The sequence below is a fragment of the Psychrobacter sp. SCQQ22 genome (assembly GCF_015864605.1).
Taxonomy (GTDB): Bacteria; Pseudomonadota; Gammaproteobacteria; order Pseudomonadales; family Moraxellaceae; genus Psychrobacter; species Psychrobacter fozii.
This window is the reverse complement of the sequence record NZ_JADYWZ010000003.1, coordinates 174,795-192,495: the sequence shown is the minus strand read 5'-3', so window position 1 is coordinate 192,495 and position 17,701 is coordinate 174,795. Positions and strand designations below refer to the sequence as shown.

13 protein-coding genes are annotated in these 17,701 nt (G+C 43.8%); 8 read left to right on the top strand and 5 right to left on the bottom strand.

Annotated features, from left to right (window positions below; genetic code table 11):
- Window positions 1-189: 189 nt before the first annotated feature.
- Genes I6E84_RS05580 through I6E84_RS05570 form a run of 3 tightly spaced genes read left to right on the top strand, consistent with a single transcriptional unit; the run spans window position 190 to window position 3,115 of the window.
- On the top strand, window positions 190-1,167 hold the full coding sequence (locus I6E84_RS05580; RefSeq protein ID WP_227681330.1) for an ABC transporter permease: 978 nt from the start codon (window positions 190-192) through the stop codon (window positions 1,165-1,167).
- Window positions 1,168-1,203: 36 nt separating this feature from the next.
- The gene (locus I6E84_RS05575; RefSeq protein ID WP_265090849.1) at window positions 1,204-2,316 is read left to right on the top strand and encodes an iron chelate uptake ABC transporter family permease subunit; all 1,113 of its coding nucleotides are present in this window, start codon (window positions 1,204-1,206) and stop codon (window positions 2,314-2,316) included.
- 40 nt (window positions 2,317-2,356) lie between these two features.
- Complete coding sequence (locus I6E84_RS05570; protein WP_197216702.1) at window positions 2,357-3,115, top strand: ATP-binding cassette domain-containing protein; 759 nt, start codon at window positions 2,357-2,359, stop codon at window positions 3,113-3,115.
- 433 nt (window positions 3,116-3,548) lie between these two features.
- On the opposite strand, the gene I6E84_RS05565 is transcribed toward I6E84_RS05570, so the two are convergent.
- From I6E84_RS05565 to I6E84_RS05550, 4 genes are all read right to left on the bottom strand, one after another.
- Complete coding sequence (locus tag I6E84_RS05565) at window positions 3,549-4,898, bottom strand: PepSY-associated TM helix domain-containing protein (protein WP_197216701.1); 1,350 nt, start codon at window positions 4,896-4,898, stop codon at window positions 3,549-3,551.
- 145 nt (window positions 4,899-5,043) lie between these two features.
- On the bottom strand, window positions 5,044-7,347 hold the full coding sequence (locus I6E84_RS05560) for a FepA family TonB-dependent siderophore receptor (RefSeq protein WP_197216700.1): 2,304 nt from the start codon (window positions 7,345-7,347) through the stop codon (window positions 5,044-5,046).
- A gap of 528 nt (window positions 7,348-7,875) precedes the next feature.
- On the bottom strand, window positions 7,876-8,634 hold the full coding sequence (locus I6E84_RS05555) for a siderophore-interacting protein (RefSeq protein ID WP_197216699.1): 759 nt from the start codon (window positions 8,632-8,634) through the stop codon (window positions 7,876-7,878).
- Window positions 8,635-8,852: 218 nt separating this feature from the next.
- Window positions 8,853-10,904: a TonB-dependent receptor domain-containing protein gene (locus tag I6E84_RS05550; RefSeq protein WP_197216698.1), complete on the bottom strand. Its 2,052-nt coding sequence runs from the start codon at window positions 10,902-10,904 to the stop codon at window positions 8,853-8,855.
- 774 nt (window positions 10,905-11,678) lie between these two features.
- Between I6E84_RS05550 and I6E84_RS05545 the strand changes: the two genes are divergently transcribed.
- Window positions 11,679-13,085: a uracil-xanthine permease family protein gene (locus I6E84_RS05545; RefSeq protein WP_197216696.1), complete on the top strand. Its 1,407-nt coding sequence runs from the start codon at window positions 11,679-11,681 to the stop codon at window positions 13,083-13,085.
- 90 nt (window positions 13,086-13,175) lie between these two features.
- On the opposite strand, the gene I6E84_RS05540 is transcribed toward I6E84_RS05545, so the two are convergent.
- Window positions 13,176-13,841 (bottom strand): TetR/AcrR family transcriptional regulator, encoded by a 666-nt coding sequence (locus tag I6E84_RS05540; RefSeq protein ID WP_194197766.1) that lies wholly within the window; start codon window positions 13,839-13,841, stop codon window positions 13,176-13,178.
- Between the two features lie 284 nt (window positions 13,842-14,125).
- On the opposite strand from I6E84_RS05540, the gene uraD reads away from it, so the two are divergent.
- From uraD to puuE, 4 genes are all read left to right on the top strand, one after another.
- Window positions 14,126-14,647 carry a 2-oxo-4-hydroxy-4-carboxy-5-ureidoimidazoline decarboxylase gene (gene uraD, locus I6E84_RS05535; RefSeq protein WP_197216694.1) on the top strand — a complete coding sequence of 174 codons (522 nt, stop codon included), beginning with the start codon at window positions 14,126-14,128 and terminating at the stop codon, window positions 14,645-14,647.
- A gap of 35 nt (window positions 14,648-14,682) precedes the next feature.
- Entirely contained in the window at window positions 14,683-15,051 is a 369-nt protein-coding gene (gene uraH / locus I6E84_RS05530) for a hydroxyisourate hydrolase (RefSeq protein WP_197216692.1), read from the top strand.
- Window positions 15,052-15,222: 171 nt separating this feature from the next.
- On the top strand, window positions 15,223-16,572 hold the full coding sequence (locus I6E84_RS05525) for a urate hydroxylase PuuD (protein ID WP_197216690.1): 1,350 nt from the start codon (window positions 15,223-15,225) through the stop codon (window positions 16,570-16,572).
- Between the two features lie 106 nt (window positions 16,573-16,678).
- The gene (gene puuE, locus I6E84_RS05520) at window positions 16,679-17,659 is read left to right on the top strand and encodes an allantoinase PuuE (protein WP_197216688.1); all 981 of its coding nucleotides are present in this window, start codon (window positions 16,679-16,681) and stop codon (window positions 17,657-17,659) included.
- Window positions 17,660-17,701: the final 42 nt, after the last annotated feature.

Below are 17,701 nucleotides of genomic sequence, written 5' to 3'. Positions count from 1 at the left end.
TTAACTGTTGTTGATGGCCGTTTTTAATGACCGTTTTTATACCTCATCTGTATGCCAGTAGCCGTTATGTCATTATTTTCACATCGTGCACAGCCCAGCGTTAAAGCCAGTACTTCTTCACCAGCCGCATCAGCGAGTTGGAAAGGAAGTACTGGTAACAGTCTAAATGCTAAACATCGCCGTGCCGCCATGCCACCATGGTTAATCAACACGGGAAGCCTCATTATTATGGGGCTTTTGGTGTTATTGAGCTTATCTATTGGTGTCGCAGATTTTTCGTGGTCCGGTTTTCTACGCAGCCTTATCAATCATAGCGCCAACTCTGATAGCTCGCTTTTTTTAGTCAGCCGACTACCTCGCACTATTGCGATTATCTTGACCGGTATCTCGATGGCAGTTGCAGGGATGATTATCCAAGTAGTGCTAAAAAACCGCTTTGTAGAACCCTCAATGGTTGGTGCCACTCAGAGCGCAGCGCTTGGATTATTGGTAGTCAGTCTACTGTTTCCAGCCAGCGCACTCATTATCAAAATGGGTGTGGCGACCGTCGCAGCAGTACTTGGCATGATGCTGTTTATGCTGCTTATTCATCGGATTCCACCGACAGACTTTTTGATGATTCCACTGATTGGTATTGTCTTTGGTGGCATTCTCGAAGCAGTAACGACCTTTATCGCTTATCAGACTGAGTCATTGCAGATGCTCAGCGTTTGGCAGTTTGGTGATTTTTCTGGCGTATTGGCTGGTCGGTATGAGTTGCTATGGCTGACCGGAGGTCTGTGTGTGTTAGCTTATATCATCGCTGATAAGCTCACCATCGTAGGATTGGGCGATAATATCGCACTGAACTTGGGTATTAGTAAACGGCAGGTCACATGGCTTGGCGTCGGCATGGTCGCGATGATGAGTGCTGTCGTCGTGGTCACGGTTGGGATGATTCCTTTCATCGGTTTAGTCGTGCCCAATATTGTCAGCCGATTGATGGGAGATAAGTTACGTCGTAGCTTGCCAGCAGTCGCATTGCTCGGTGCATCCGCTGTCCTACTCTGCGATATCATTGGTCGCTCTATCCGCTATCCATTTGAAGTGCCCGTTGCGACGGTATTTGGCGTGGTTGGTACCGTGCTGTTTTTGTGGCTACTATTGCGCGCTCCGGCTGATCGATAAGCCTGATATTTATGCTTGATACTACAGGATTCGCGTATGTTTTCACCGTCTACGCCTCGCTCTGAAAAAACGACCATGGCTAAAACCAATACAACAAAATACAGCTCGATAGAAAGCGGTGCCTTGGAAGATAGCACTTTGAAAAACAGTGCTACTGCCACGGCTTGGCAAAGTCGTCTATCACAACTTTGGGCATGGATCGTCAATCATCCAAAGTCGATTGCCACCGCTATCTTGGTCATCTCGATGCTGCTATTTTTGACACTCAACGTTAATAGACATTGGGACTTTGCCCTACCATTACGTGGCAAAAAACTGCTGGCATTAATGGTGGTCGGCTATGCTATCGGGGTATCGACACTACTGTTTCAAACCTTAACGCACAACCCTATTCTCACGCCTTCCTTGTTGGGCTTTGACTCACTATATATCTTACTGCAAAGCCTACTGGTGTTCTTTTTGGGTGCGATTAGCTTTACCAGTATCGACCCTCTTGCCAAATTCACACTTGAAATTGTCTTGATGTTTGGTGCGTCATTATTGTTATTCAAGCTGCTATTTTCAAAAAGCAGTCAGGATTTGACACGGCTAATATTGGTAGGCGTTATTTTTGGCGTGCTGTTTCGCAGTTTATCAACCTTGATTGCTAGGCTAATTAATCCTGATGATTTTGTTATCGTGCAATCTAGCAGTTATGCGCAGTTCAATACGGTCAATCCACAACTGCTTGGCATCAGCCTAGTTATTTGCCTCATGAGTGCGGTATTTATCTGGCGCTGGCGCTATCAGTGCGATGTATTGATGCTCGGTAAATCACAAGCCATCAACCTTGGTATTCATTATCAACGTCTCGCATTTGGCCTATTGACCGTCATCGCCATATTAGTCGCCACTGCTACGGCTTTGGTTGGCCCTGTGACTTTCTTTGGCTTATTGGTATGTGCATTGACCAATCGTATCGCCCGTCATATGTACCACAGCGAGCGACTGATATTGGTCAGTCTGGTCGCCATGATTTGCTTGGTACTCGGTCAGACCATCTTTGAGCAAGTACTGGGTATGGCAGGCGTATTATCGGTCGTGATTGAACTCGCGGGCGGCTTGGTATTCTTATTATTAATCTTTACGACACAACGTCGCCGTCGATAATACCAATAAAAATTAGCACTCTATAAAGACAAGAAGCACTATGATTAAACTAAATAATATCTCATACCATATTGGCAAACAGCAAATTCTACATGACATTACGCTGTCTCTGCCAAGCGAACAAGTCATTGCTTTGATCGGTCCAAACGGTGCTGGTAAATCCACCTTGTTTTCTGTCATGGCACGCTTGCAGCCGCTACAGTCAGGGCAAGTGTGTTTTGGTGAGCATGATATCGTCAGTTGTCATGCTCGGACGTTGTCTAAGACAGTGGCGATGCTCGGCCAAGACAATCAAGTGCAAGGGCGACTGCGCGTGCATGAGCTGCTGATGTTTGGGCGCTATCCCTATCATCAAGGGCAGCCAACCGCAGATGATCATCAGAAAGTACTAAAAATTATTGAGCGATTTGAGCTGGAGCTATTGGCCGACCGCTTCTTGTCGACATTGTCCGGTGGTCAACGCCAGCGCGTACTGATTGCCATGATTGTTTGCCAAGATACGCCCTATCTATTGCTTGATGAGCCGCTGAATAATTTGGACATGTATCACGCTGGTCGCCTGATGCGTGAACTACGAGAGCTGAGCCACAGTCAGCAGAAGACCGTCGTCATCGTCTTACATGATATCAATCAAGCCGCACAATTCGCTGATACCGTGGTCACGATGAAAGAAGGCCAAGTGATGGCTGTTGGTCAGCCTGTCGATGTCATCACGCGAGAAACGATGAAACAGTTATACAATGTCGATGTAACCGTGCTAAACCATCAAGGTCGCCCAGTGATTGTTGATGCGGTTTAAGGACCGAACTTTGCAAACGAAAAAAGGAATTGTCGATGCATAAAGCTTTATTGAATAATCGATGGATAAACTATAAAAATCTATCTATATTAATTTTAGTGATTAGCTTTTGCTTGTTCATTTTTAATGCTTTAAATAAAGAGATATCAAATACCTTTTTTTGGTTAGGAATAACTTTATATGCTCTAAGATTGGTGGTTATTCCTATGGATTTTACTCAAAACATCTCTTCAGTAGACTACACAAAGAACTACGATGAAAATAATACATGGCATAAATGGGTGATGCTAGGTGAGAGATTTTCTTCCTGTATTTTTACTGTCTTGATAGCATACACAATATTTTTGCAATTCAAGTGATAACTAGGGTATGCCTTTAATTCAGTAGATAGCTATTTACTGAATTAAAAGCCTACCTTAGAAACTTAGCTCTATTACCTACCCTTTTGCAGCGCCTTTAATCGCTGTTGACGACCTTTCCACCACAGATAAACGCCAGTAATAGACAAAATAGTCACGGCCAAACCTATCAATGCTAAAAATATTTGATAAAGTACATGACCCATACCTTGACTGATATGCCCCATATGTAGCGTCGATAGCCATTGATCAGTTTTGCTGCCAAATGATGAGCTTTGATAGCCAAAATTTACACGCTCAACGCTACCCGTCCTTGCATTGACAGTAATAGACGAAGCGCCGCCTTTTTTACCGATATCTCTATCCGTTTTAAAGCGCAGTTGCCATTGACCTTCATCCTCTACCCAGCGTATGCCCAATAGCTGCTGTACTGTCATGCCCTTACTTTTGGCAGCGATATCCGCATGCTCACTTAGATAAGCAATGCTATTGGCTTTATTGACGACATCAATAGTATCGACATTACTAGCCTCGTTACTCAAAGCCTCACCCTTTGCAGCGTCAATCCTCGCACCCCTGTCTGCATTAGCAGCCTGCCCAACTTTTTCACGTGGTTTTTTTGATTTTTCTTGTTTTTCGCCTCTGCCTTCGAGCCCAACGACTGCCTGCATGACAGGTCGATAGACTTGCTGTAAATTAAAGCCAACACTCGACCAAGCGATGACAAATAACATGCCCCAGAGCCACAATCCAAAGGCATGGTGCAAGTCATAATTCAGTTTAAACAGATTGCTCTTGGTACGAATTTTCCACGCTGGTAACCAACGCTTGAGAAATGACGCACGTTTTTTAGATGAGGATTTTTTCTGCGCGTTTTTCTTTTTAACCGCTCTCGGAAACGTTAAATAAAAGCCGATAAAACAGTTAATGGTCCAAACGACAGACACGATACCTAATACCCATTTGCCGATATCGCCAAGCAATAAATCGCGGTGCAACCAGAAAACTTTCCACATGGTATTGTGCAATGCCCATTGGTCTTTATCACGAGTTCCAATGATATTACCGTCATAGGGATTCACATAAACTTCTTGAAACGGTGCTTTTGGTTGATTTTGGGCAGCCTTGCCTCTGGCTCTATCTACCGAAAATACTGCCGACCTGTCTGCCGCTATCGACGTTGGCATACTAGAAAAATTATGTTCTGGATAGGCACTAAGAACCCTATCATGAAGCACCGCAATAGGAAGATGCGGCGTGTCTTGGACATCTACCTGAGCCAGTTTATGATTGAACACATCGTCCAGCTCGTCATGAAATGCCAATAATGTGCCAGTAATACCAGCGATAATTAAAAAAGCTGCCATGGCAAGCCCCGTATAACGGTGAATCCAAAGACAGCTGAGGCTAAGATTGAATGACATAAATAAATCTGCTGTTATATTGTGATAGTTATTGATTAGAGAATTTTAATTAAAAAAAGCCATTTAAAAAAAGTTACTGACAGCACAAAAGGTCTGAACCAATAGCTCAGACCTTTTTTAATCGAACAAACCCTGTATCTACCTATTAAAAGTCAACGCTAACGTCAAACACATAAGTACGACCAGGTTCGTTGAAGGTACGTGCCCCAGCATTGGTGCTAGTGCCTTCGCGATAAACACCCGTATCAAACAAGTTTTTGACACCCGCACCAACGGTAATACCATCCGTCAGATCATAGCGAGTGCTCACATTAGCAATGGCGTACGGATCACGGTCGAGCGACAAGGTATCAAGATCGTCACCTGTTGTCACCGAAACATTAGGCGCTTCAATCGTGCCATAGTAGCTCACATCAGCGTTAGCATTCCAGCGAGGCGTAATATCCCAATCGACACCCGTGTTTACAGTAAATTTAGGAATCAATGATAGCGGCTCGCCATTGTCTTTTCGCTCTGAGCGGAGAATGCCTGTTACGTTAGAAGACCATGACACCGTATCGGTAACAGGGACTTTTACAAACCCCTCTAAACCTTCGATAACAGCCTCGCCTTGATTTTCCCATAAAAATATAGAACGATCTGTCGCTGTATCTACCGCCACACGGTCGACACCAGCACCGATGCGATTATCATAGGCATTATGATAGTAGGTTAAGCCAGCGGACAACCCAGTGCCATCATCATAGGTAAAGGTTATCTCTTTGTTCCAAGAAGTCTCACTTTCTAGATCAGAATTGCCCAAAACCTGACAGCCGCCGGCTCTGCCTTCATCTTTCACATATTGTGGACAACCATTACCACGGGTATAGTAGATATAATTTGGATCAAGCTGATACAGCGAAGGTGCTTTAAATGCACGACTGACACCACCCTTCACTGACCAATCAGGACTAAAGTGCCAAGTGCTGTTGATACTGGGCGACCAGTTACTACCCGCCTCGCTATGATAGTCAAAGCGTAGACCTGGAGTGATATACCAATCAGGTGTAATCTCGTAATTGTCTTCTAAGTAAGCACCGACAAGATAGGCATCAGATATTGGATCACGCTTTTCAGGGTCAGTCTCTACATCACCAAACTCAAAACCATCGTCGAACTCTAGAGTAGAAACGACAGGGTTATCCAGCTTTTCACCACGGAACTCGGCACCGGCTGTTAAAGTATGACGGTCAAAATACATATCCCACTCTGATTTGGCATTGAGCGTGTCATAGGTTGCCTCTACCCATTCAAACGTTTCTCCATCGTCAGGTATGACAATCTGACCCTCACCACCACCAGCACTACCTTCACCCAAGCGCTCATTAACTGTCTTAGTATATTCTATGAAGCTGTTACTGCTGGCGTTATCGTACTCACCGCGGTGCGTGATTGCCGCGCCATAGCGCTGCATTTTATTGGTTGTTTCGCCTTCTAACTCATCCACTAGAGTCTCATTGATGGATTGGAACTGTGAGTCACCTGCCCAGCGATTCTCTTGGCGGCTATAGTTCACTTCAAAACCGACGGTATTCATCGCATCCATTGCATATTCGAACAGCTGACGCACATCGATATTTTCGACACCTTCAGTGCCTGCTGCAATAGAATCGTCTTGCGCTTCTGCTGCATTAATAGAAGGGTCATCCGCTTCACTATCGTGGTAACCAAGAGTGGTACGCGAGGACAGCTTGTCAGTCAATGCACCAGACATATTGACATTGGTACGCCAGCTACTGCCTTCTAGATCGCTTTCTGGTGCTTCGTAATGTCCACTGACAGAAAACTCCGTTTCTGTTGGGCGCTTGGTAATGATGTTTACGACACCGCCCATGCTACCAGAGCCATAACGGGCTGCTGCTGGTCCACGCAGTACTTCGATACTCTCAATAGCGCTTGGTGGTACCCATTGTGAGTCACCACGCGTGTCTTGCTCACTAGCACGGCCAGGGCGTACGGCATTGCGAGAGGTCACAGGACGACCGTCGATTAAGATAAGCGTGTTGTTTGGACCCATCCCACGCAAATCAATTTGACGCTGGTTACCACGTTGACCCGAAGTCGATGAACCCGATAGATTCACACCTGGCATTTTACGTACAATCTCTGAGATATCATTAGAAAGCGATGCTTTTTCGATGGCCTCTTCGCTAATGATAGACAACCCTGCCGCCTGCTCTAACTCCTCTCTAGCCGCTCGTACCACAATCGTGTCTAGTGTGGCTGTAGGCACTGCTTCCTGCTCAGTCGCTGCTTGCGTCACCATCTCATCGCTTTCTGCTGCAACAGCCGTGCTACTAAGAATAGAGGCCACAGCGATACTGAGCAAAACTTTGCCCGTCACTAAGCGTTGAGAGTTCTTTGGAGAAGTGAGGTATGAATGATCAGAGCGACCTGATTGGTTTAACATAAATAACGTTCCTTGAAGCACTTAGGCTCATTAGTACCTTTCAATTGCACCGACAGCGAATATTTTTAGCCACTCCGTAACAAACATGTCATGAAGTATGCGTATGCAAAGTGTGACTAAAGCATGGTCAAGTGGCTTAAATATCGATGTAAGACAAATTAGTAAAGGTAGGTACTGAGTAGGGTTAAAAGTTTGGTAACGCGACAACTGGCATAGACCAACTGCTTAAAATATGAATCACGATAAGTTCTCTAGAATAGGTACAGCAAAGAATCTTTAACTATTCTGTAATGAACGGAACACACTTTAGCAAGATAGAAAAGATAATGCAAACATTAATGATAATTATTCTCATTAATGTTTGCACACACCACCTAATAGCTGTTTTAAATGCGAAATCAGTGCTCAATATACCTATAGAAACGCCTCATAATGCCATTTGTATAAGCCCATCCAAACTCTATCGGTATCTTCAAGATATATCAGAACCCACAAAACCTTCAGTGACAACTTACACCGTTATAAACGCTATGAATCAGATTCTGCATCTTGACGCTTGATCACTTTATGCTCATCTTCGCTATTGTCCAGTTTCCAATAACTCGAAATATACAAATGGGTTTTGGCCACATTTCGGTCATGTTTGAAGTACTGGCGCAGTGCTCGCATACTATTGAACTCACACGCTGTCCATACGGCAGCCTCGCCCTCTAACCAAGTCAGTGCTTTGACTTGCTCTAGTAAAGGATAGTGGCTATCACTTGCCGCTGGATTGATAACCCAATGAACCTCTAGATTTTGTGGTTTTTTAACAGACTGAATATCAGCGTCGCTTAGCACTTCTATGACGGCATAACCGACTGCGTCATCAGGTAGCTGTGCTAAATTCACCGTGATAGCTGGCAGTGCCGTCATATCGCCTACTAACAAAAACCAGTCTGCCTGATGATTGATCAGCTTTTTTTCACCAGGGCCGCCAATCAAAATCTCATCTCCTATGGCAGTTGTTTTTGCCCAGTGCGATGCCAGTCCTTCGGTACCTTGATGATTAAGACCATGTAATACAAAATCGACATCGATCTCACTGTAACGCTGTTGGACAATGGTGTAAGTGCGCATAATCGGTTTACGCCCTTCACCCTGTGGAAACATCAGCTTGATATAGCCGCTTTCCTGATCGGCGGGAAAACCGTCAAATGCCTCTCCGCCTAACGTAATACGGCGCATGTTGGGCGTGATATCGACAATACTTTTAACCTCTAAAATTCTAGGAGTTGGTTTGGCCATTTTTGCATCCTTTTTCTATAAAGTTATCTCTAACGTTTAGTGTCTGACAACAACTCAATCAATAGTTCTTTAACAGGGGTAAAAATAGAACAGTCAATCTCATATAAACATTAAAAAGCCAGCCACCTCAAAAAGGTAACTGGCTGCTATTAGCTGTCAAATTGACGTGTTAAACATGAATGATCAAATGCCCGTTGTCTAGCTATCAAATCTAGCTATTAAAATTGATAGGTTAGAGAGGCTTTCACATTTCTACCAGCCGCATAATCCGTATAGTCCGCATCATCTGAGTAGCGCGATGAATGATTTGCATATGTTTCATCAAACATGTTATATACCCCTAGCGTCGCTTTCACGCCCGCTAACTGCTGAGGCGTGTAGGTCATGAATATATCATGTACGTCATAGCCTTCTTTTTCGGTATCTGTATCATCACCTGTATTAGGGTTAATAGAGGTCACATACGTACTACGCCAGCCTAGATCAAGCGTGTCAGTTGGGGCATATCCCAAGTTAATCATATACTTATCACCAGAGTCATTCTCATCACCAGTGCCTTGAGACAGACTATAGCCAGTCTCTTTACCTTCGCTACGCGCACGCGCATAGCTCAATCCCATATTGAAGTTATTGGTACGGTAATCAGCTGAGAGCTCTACCCCTTTGATTTCATAATCTTCATCTGCATTAAATGAGCCTGCGCATGTGCCCGTATCAGAGGCCAACCCTGTGGTGCAATCAAGGCCGCTTTCGTAAGAAATCCAGTTTTCCAAATCTGTCACAAAGTACTTACCAGATAGCTGTAGCGAATCATCCGCGATGGTTAAATTACGGAAAATAGTTGATACACCAACTTCAGTATTACTGCCAGTTTCAGGCTCTAAATCAGAAGAAATATATTTATCTGCACCATCTGTATTACGGATGGCTTCCTGTAAGTCAGGACCATTGAACAACTGGGTATAACTTGCAAACACATTAGTGCTTGGCAACACTTGATAGTTAGCAGCAAAGGCACCCACGACATTGTCGTATGTCTCATCATTTGTTACTTCGCCTGGCGCTTCATATCGATCATATCGAACACCAGGTGTTAGCGTTAGTTTACCCATCTGCCACTGATCTTCTAAATATACAGACGTATTTTTTGCTTCATCATTTCCTGCAAACACACCTGAAAAGGTAGTATCAGACTCTTTTGTGTAATACTCAACACCAGTAATCAGCTTATGTGAGCCAAGCTTACTTGCTATGCGACTGGTGTTTTCTATCTTGCCGCCTTTTGTTACCAAATCTACTTCAATATATCCATTGTCTTTATCGAGTTCCATTTCAGACTGATAAATGTTGGCTTTGATATCAATTAAGTCGTTTGCAGGTTGGTAAGCATATTCTAATGTGTAGGTATCACGGTTTTGTATCCAAGGTACAGCAGGGTTCCAGCCATTTTCATCAGTCAGCGGAAAATCTGCTCGGTTTGGGTACATACCTTCATTTTCTGTACGGCTAAAGCTACCGCTGACATGATGGTTGTCACCTAAATAGGTGCCTGCCTTTAGCAAAATGCTTTCTGTGTCACTGTCTTCCGTTTGAATATCACGGCCAGCACCATCTTCACCTGCCCCAGCAGTACGCTTGCCATAATAAGCCAACAAATCAACGTTTTCAGTTGGTGCGGCAAATACGGTCGCTGAGGTCAACAGCTCGTCATTGTTACTGGCGTAGCCTGTATGGACTTTTGCGCCTACCTTTTGATCAACATCAAGCAAATCTGCTGCATCGACTGTTTCGAAAGCGACTGCACCACCAATTGCATTATTGCCTAAAGTGACTGAGTTATTACCAACTGAAACCTCAGAGCGCTTCAACAAGTCTGGATCAATGACCAAATCTCCAGCATGGTGAAATGCATAGCCTTCTTGACGAGCACCATCAACAGTCACTTTTAGATTCGTATCATCTAATCCGCGAATACGAACACGTTGATTGACAGCCGATGTACCGCCTACCGAAGCGCCTGGTACGCCATCTAAAAAGTCACTCAAAAGACTCGCTTGCCCCGCAGGTATATACTGAGCTGAATCAACAGAATTCTTTTGCAAATCATCACGTACAGAGCTATTGGCTGTCACTGTGATGGTCTGTAACGTGACGTTTGGCACCTCTTCTACAGGAGCTGCACTAGCCGCTTGCGACCACAATACCGCAGCAACACCCATAGACAATACCGTTAATGGGCTAGAGAGCTTTGATGATTTTACTTCACGCATAACGAACTTACTCACTTTATTTACTATTAAGAATTAGGAGTTTTAAGACGATTTATTCAAACGTTGATTGTTTTGAATAATCGCTTCTATTAATGATTAACAACTGCTTTTTGCATGATAGGCGTTCAGATGAATAGCCATTTTTACCATGCCAAATCTATCTCATAAATAAAAATGCTAATGATAATTGTTAGCATTTATTAAAGATAGGTATCCTAACTAAATATTAACAATTTAGCAATAATTACTATGATTAATTTCATATTTAGGCAGGTTTGAAGGCTTAACCTTTCATCAAAACATTCTGATTACTTATTAATCAAAGCCTTATATAACAATGCCTCTACCGTAAAGTCCATATCCACATTCTTGTAATAAATAACCATTATTTTAGAAATAAACATGCTAATGTTAGAAAAATGTTGCAATAACTAACCCTTTCCCTATACCCTTAGGTAGTTGACCAATTAGTCAGGTTTGTAATAGTGGCTATTTGCTAGACTCATAAATAACTAATAGCTACCTACTTTTATGTATTCACATAAAAATAAGTGCGACTCTTTGTGAGATGGCTAAACAATACGACTGCTTCTCTAAACTAGAATCAATTCAGTTGGAAAGTATGACAGGGCAACCGAGTGTAGAGGTATATTGAATACTTCAAGTGAGGCTGACGCTGTAACGCATTTATAGTGCATTGACACTATGTATCATCGCATTGCTTAATAATCTCCATAGAGCTGGGACTGAAAGTCACCTTAGGAGGAAGCCAAGATGAGTGAGCACACTCAAGGGAACCCCGATTTATTGTATGGACTGCATGACCGTCCTGCTCCTGCAAAAGCATTTTTAGGGGCAGTACAACACGTACTTGCCAGCTTCGTTGGTATCATCACTCCATCATTAATCATAGGCGGGGTCTTGGGTTTGGGGGAACATATCCCCTATCTCATCAGCATGTCATTGATGGTTTCAGGTATTGCAACCTTTATCCAAACACGTAAAGTTGGGCCAGTGGGTTCAGGTTTAATGGCATTACAAGGCACCAGTTTTGGCTTCTTAGCCGCCGTACTAGCAGCAGGCTTTGTGGTAAAAAACAGGGGCGGTAGTCCAGAGGAAATTCTCTCTGTCATCTTTGGGGTGTCATTTCTTGGTGCCTTTGTCGAAATTTTCTTGAGTCAGTTCATCACCAAACTCAAATCATTGATGAGTCCAATCGTGACAGGTTGTGTGATCGTAACTATCGGTCTATCACTAACTAAGGTTGGTTTGACAGATTTGGCAGGCGGTGTCGGTGCAGAAGACTTTGGTAGTATGCAGAACTTACTATTAGGTGGCGGTGTATTGGTCAGTGTGGTATTAATTAGCATCGTCAATAATAAGGTTATTCGCTCAAGTGCGATCTTTATTGGGTTGATGCTTGGGCTGATAGCTGCTGTCTTTATGGGACGTATAGATTTTTCTTTGGTCTCTGAAGCCCCTCTATTTACAATGCCTGTACCTTTTAAATTCGGTTTTGGTTTTGACTGGCAGGCTTTTATCCCTATCGCCTTTATGTATGTCATTACCAGTATTGAAACGTCAGGTGATTTGACGGCGACTTCGATGATCTCAGGCGAGCCAATCAAAGGCCCAATATACGAGAAACGTATCAAAGGCGGTGTACTAGGTGACGGTGTCAACTCATTGATTGCAGCGGTATTCAACACGTTCCCAGTGACGACTTTTAGTCAGAATAATGGTGTTATTCAAATGACGGGTATTGCCAGCCGCTATATTGGCTTTTATGTTGGCGCTATCTTATTCACCATGGGCATGTTCCCTATCCTTGGCGCTATCTTTACTCAGTTACCCAAGCCGGTCGTTGGCGGTGTGACATTGCTGATGTTTGCAACGGTAGCGACTGCTGGTATTCGCATCCTATCAACGGTGAACTTTACCCATCGCAATATCTTGATTATTGCAACCTCTCTAGGTCTATCAATGGGTGTGGCTTTTGTACCTGATGTATTCGCACAAGCACCGCAGCTATTCCGTAATATCTTTGGTTCAGCGGTGACCATGTCGGGTATCGTCGCCATTGCACTTGATATGATTTTACCCAAGAATTACGGTGTCGAATTTGATACAGCAGAGCAGCATTTGGATGACGGTCTAAAACCGCTTAGACAAAAAATTTAACCTTTCCTAATGAAAATAACGCTAGCGCATTGATAATGTACTAGCGTTATTTTTTATAATTTGTGCGTAAAAAATGGCAAGAAACAATCGTTATTCAAGACCACAGCCGCGTAAGATAAACGGCACCAAGAAATCAGCGGCACGTGTTTCGTCCTGCTGGTCATAATCAGTCTTTTCCATCAAGCCAACGATTTCTGTTTCAAATTCAGCATAGCGTTGCGTTGTTGCCCAAATTAAAATCAATAACTGTAATGGGTCAGCAATACCAATTTTGCCTTGCTCATGCCAGACTTTCATGACCTTCGCTTTATCAATCGCCCACTCTTTCATCGTCGTCGACATAAAATTATTCAAATGTGGTGCGCCGCCGATGACTTCAAGCGCAAACAGTTTATGTCGGTTTGGATTAGCAAAGGCTTGATGCAATTTGGTACGAACAAATTTTTCGATGACCACTTTAGGGTCACTATCAACTGTCATAGTCACTAAACCATCATTCCACTCTTGAATAATAGAGTGCAGCACCATCTGATATAGATTCTTTTTATTTTTAAAATAATAATGAATATTGGCTTTTGGCAGCTTGGCTCTATCAGCGATACTTTGCATCGTCGCACCACCAAATCCTTGCAGCACAAACTCTTCTTCAGCTGCCGCTAGAATGACAGCCTGATTATGCGCACGAATGCCTTGCTGGTTGTGCGGTGTCGCCGCCTCAAACGTCTCTTGTATGTTTATGTCGGTCTCTTGGGCCATATGAGTTATACCTGTCGTTATTATGATGAATAGATAGCAGGATTCGAGTAAGTAGCTCTATTTAATTTCTAATTTTTATGAAATATAAGCCACTTAAATAAAATATCCTGATAAAGTAGTTGACCAAATGGTCAGGTTTGAGCAGAATAGTAATATTAAACCAATTATTATTCGATAAATACTATTTCAGTATGTGATTTTGTATCTAGCAGCATGAGCGTATCACCATAAACCCAATGCCCGCCCATTCTAATCCATCACTGTTAAATGAAAAGGATATTACTGTGAAATTATCTTTACAGCAATTTAACGAACTCTCGCCAGCTGACGCAACCTCACATCTATTGACCTGTTGTACTAGCACTCACTGGGCGCAGACTTTAGTAAATAAACGTCCTTTCATCGACATGCACGCCTTAATCGCTCATAGTGATGACGCTTGGGTACAAGCTCAAACGGATGAGAAAAATCTACTAGAGGCGTTTGATGGGCATCCACAAATTGGTAATGTCGATTCGCTAAAAGCAAAATATCGCAACACTCAAGACAGTGCAGCACACGAGCAATCAGGTGCCAATGATGCTGAAGACGATGTCATTGCAGCATTGGCACAAGGCAATCAAGATTATCTCGATAAATTTGGTTTTATCTTTATTGTATTTGCCACCGGTAAGAGCGCTCAGCAAATGCTGGATCTACTGTTAGCACGGCTACCAAATGATCGCGATACTGAACTCGTCAATGCCGCTGCCGAGCAAAATAAAATCACGCGTTTACGGTTACAGAAACTGCTGAGCGCCGCGTAAATCTTATCTGCCCCACATATATAAACGGAGTTATTATGTCAGCCACTCTCTCATCACATATTTTAGACACTCATCTTGGCAAACCAGCGGCTGATGTCGCCGTGACCCTACATCGTATTACCGATAGCGGCGAAGCTACTCTATTAGCAAACGGTATCACCAATGCCGATGGCCGCGTGGCTCCTGATAGCTGGCAGTTTGGCTCAGAAATTGATAGTAGCGAATCTGATTTGAGTCATGGCCGTTATACGCTGACTTTTGATACGCAGTCTTACTTTGATGCGCAGCAGCTCACCGCATTTTATCCGCAAGTCATCATCGATTTTATGGTGCATGATGCCAATCATTACCACATACCATTATTGCTTAGCGCACATGGCTATAGCACTTATCGTGGCTCGTGACTGTATTTAATGGCATTTGATTTAATGGCATTTGATTTGAGGTCATGACGACGAAATGATGGTGCAAGAGCACATCACAATACATCCCAGTACAACGGTATATTAAATAACAAAGCATATCGAACAAAAAAACGCTGACGACAGAACATTGTAAAAAAGGACATTTGCCACATGGGCGCTTATTATCTCGACTGGTTAAATTTATTTTTCCGCTGGTTCCACGTCATCGCTGGCGTAGCATGGATTGGAGCTTCATTTTATTTTGTTTGGTTAGATCTCAGTCTACGTAAGCCTCCACAGTGGAAAACGGACAAAGGTATTTCCGGTGACCTATGGGCGGTACATGGCGGTGGCTTTTATGAAATTGCCAAATATAAGCTCGAACCTGAACAGATGCCCAAAACGCTACATTGGTTCAAATGGGAGGCTTATACCACTTGGCTGACGGGTATGGCCATGCTGTCTATCGTCTACTATGCCAATGCTACGGCGTATCTGATTGACCCAAGCAAAGTTGCCTTTGGTAGCAGTGTTGGTGCTATCTCGACCAGCTTGTTGTTCTTATTTGGTAGCTACTTTATCTATGAAGTGATTGTCCGTAGTCACTTGGGCAAAAACTCACTCATCTTTAGTAGCATTATTTTTATCCTATTGATTATCGCTTGCTGGGGTTCGTACCAGTTATTCAGTGACCGTGCGTCGTTTATCCATATCGGTGCCATTTTAGGTACGGTCATGGCGGGTAACGTCTTCTTTGGTATCATGCCCGCCCAACGAGCGCTAGTCGATTGCGTGAGGCGTGGAGAGAAACCGGGCAAGGAAGTAGCCGATTTGGCACTACAAGCCAAAAACCGCTCGTTGATGAATAACTACTTCACTCTACCGCTTATTTTTATCATGATTAGCAATCACTATCCGATGATGTACGCTCATGCGCACGGTTGGTTGGTTTTAGTCTTTGTCTGTATTATCACTGCAATCGTACGTCATTACTTTAACCAAAAGCATTTGGACAATCATAAGCCCCGCTATTTGGTTATCCCTGCGGTATTAACGGTTTTATTAATTATTTGGATGCGTCCTGAGCCAATTGAACCGTTGCCTGTTGCTACTGCTGCAGTCGCTGCGGAAACAACACTAGATAGCGTACCGCCCGATAATGTGCCACCAACTACTGAGAGTGCCGTCGCCAGTTCTGCTGTGAGTACTGATGCCGTTTCGGATGAAGCTGTCTCCAATGAAAGTGTCACCGCCGATGTCGTGCCAGTAACTGCTTCTGCTGACGATGCCATGATGAATGTCGTGCACACGCGCTGTAGCACTTGCCATGCAGCACAGCCTACTCAGCAGGGATTTGCCGCGCCGCCCGCAGGTATCATCTTGCAAACGCCAGCAGACATAAAAATGCATAAAGCCAAAATAATCACTGCCGTACAAACAGGCTATATGCCATTAGCCAACCTCACTCAGTTGACGGATGAAGAACGTCAGCAGATGGTTGCCTATGCGTCAGGGTTATAGATCACAGTCGATAGATAAAGATCGTATAAATCCAAAGTTACGCCTTACTTTGCTGTAGTTGCTTTAGTTTATTTAAGGCATTTAAGATATTGAGGATAGATTTACAATGAGTAAAAAAATAACCAGTGATTTCAATCAAGATGCCTACCCTCGTGACCTAAAAGGCTATGGCGATAACCCGCCAAAAGCCAACTGGCCAGGCGGTGCCAAAATCGCTGTTCAGTTCGTTCTCAATATTGAAGAAGGCGCAGAGAACAGCGTCATTCATGGTGATAGTCAGTCAGAGCGATTTTTATCGGATGTTTTGGGCACGCCTGAGTTTAACAATCGTCACCAGTCGATTGAGTCAGCATTTGAGTACGGTAGCCGTGTCGGTGTGTGGCGAGTATTGGATACCTTTAAAGAGTATGGTTTACCTATTACCACTTTTACTTGTGCTGCCGCTGCCGAAAAAACACCGCATATCATCGAACGCGTATTAGAAGATGGACACGAAATTGCCAGTCATGGTCTACGCTGGATTACTTATCAAAATATGTACCGCGAAACCGAGCGCGAGCATGTGCGCCGTGCAACTGAGATATTCGAGAGCATGATTGGTTGTCAGCCGCTTGGTTGGTACACTGGTCGCGATAGCCCCAACACTCGTGAACTGGTCGCCGAGCAAGGTGGCTATATTTATGACTCTGACTCTTATGCTGACGAGCTACCATACTGGCTCAATGTCAAAGTAGAAGACGGTAACAAAATCGCACGCAAACCGCATCTGGTCATTCCGTACACGCTAGAAACCAATGATATGCGTTTCGCTTCTAGCCCCGGATTTACCAACGCTGAACCTTTTTATCAGTACTTAAAAGACAGCTTCGACACCTTATACGAGGAAGGCGAACATACACCTAAAATGCTGACTATCGGTTTGCATTGCCGCATTATTGGCCGCGCTGGTCGCATCACTGCCCTCAAAAAGTTTTTGCAATACATCACTAGCAAACCTGACGTGTGGGTATGCCGCCGCGATGACATTGCCAAACACTGGTATAAAAACCATCCAGCCACTGCGGACAACACGGCAAACTGGCTGTAACCCTACGTTTAGATACCCATTTATCGCAGCACACCATTATTA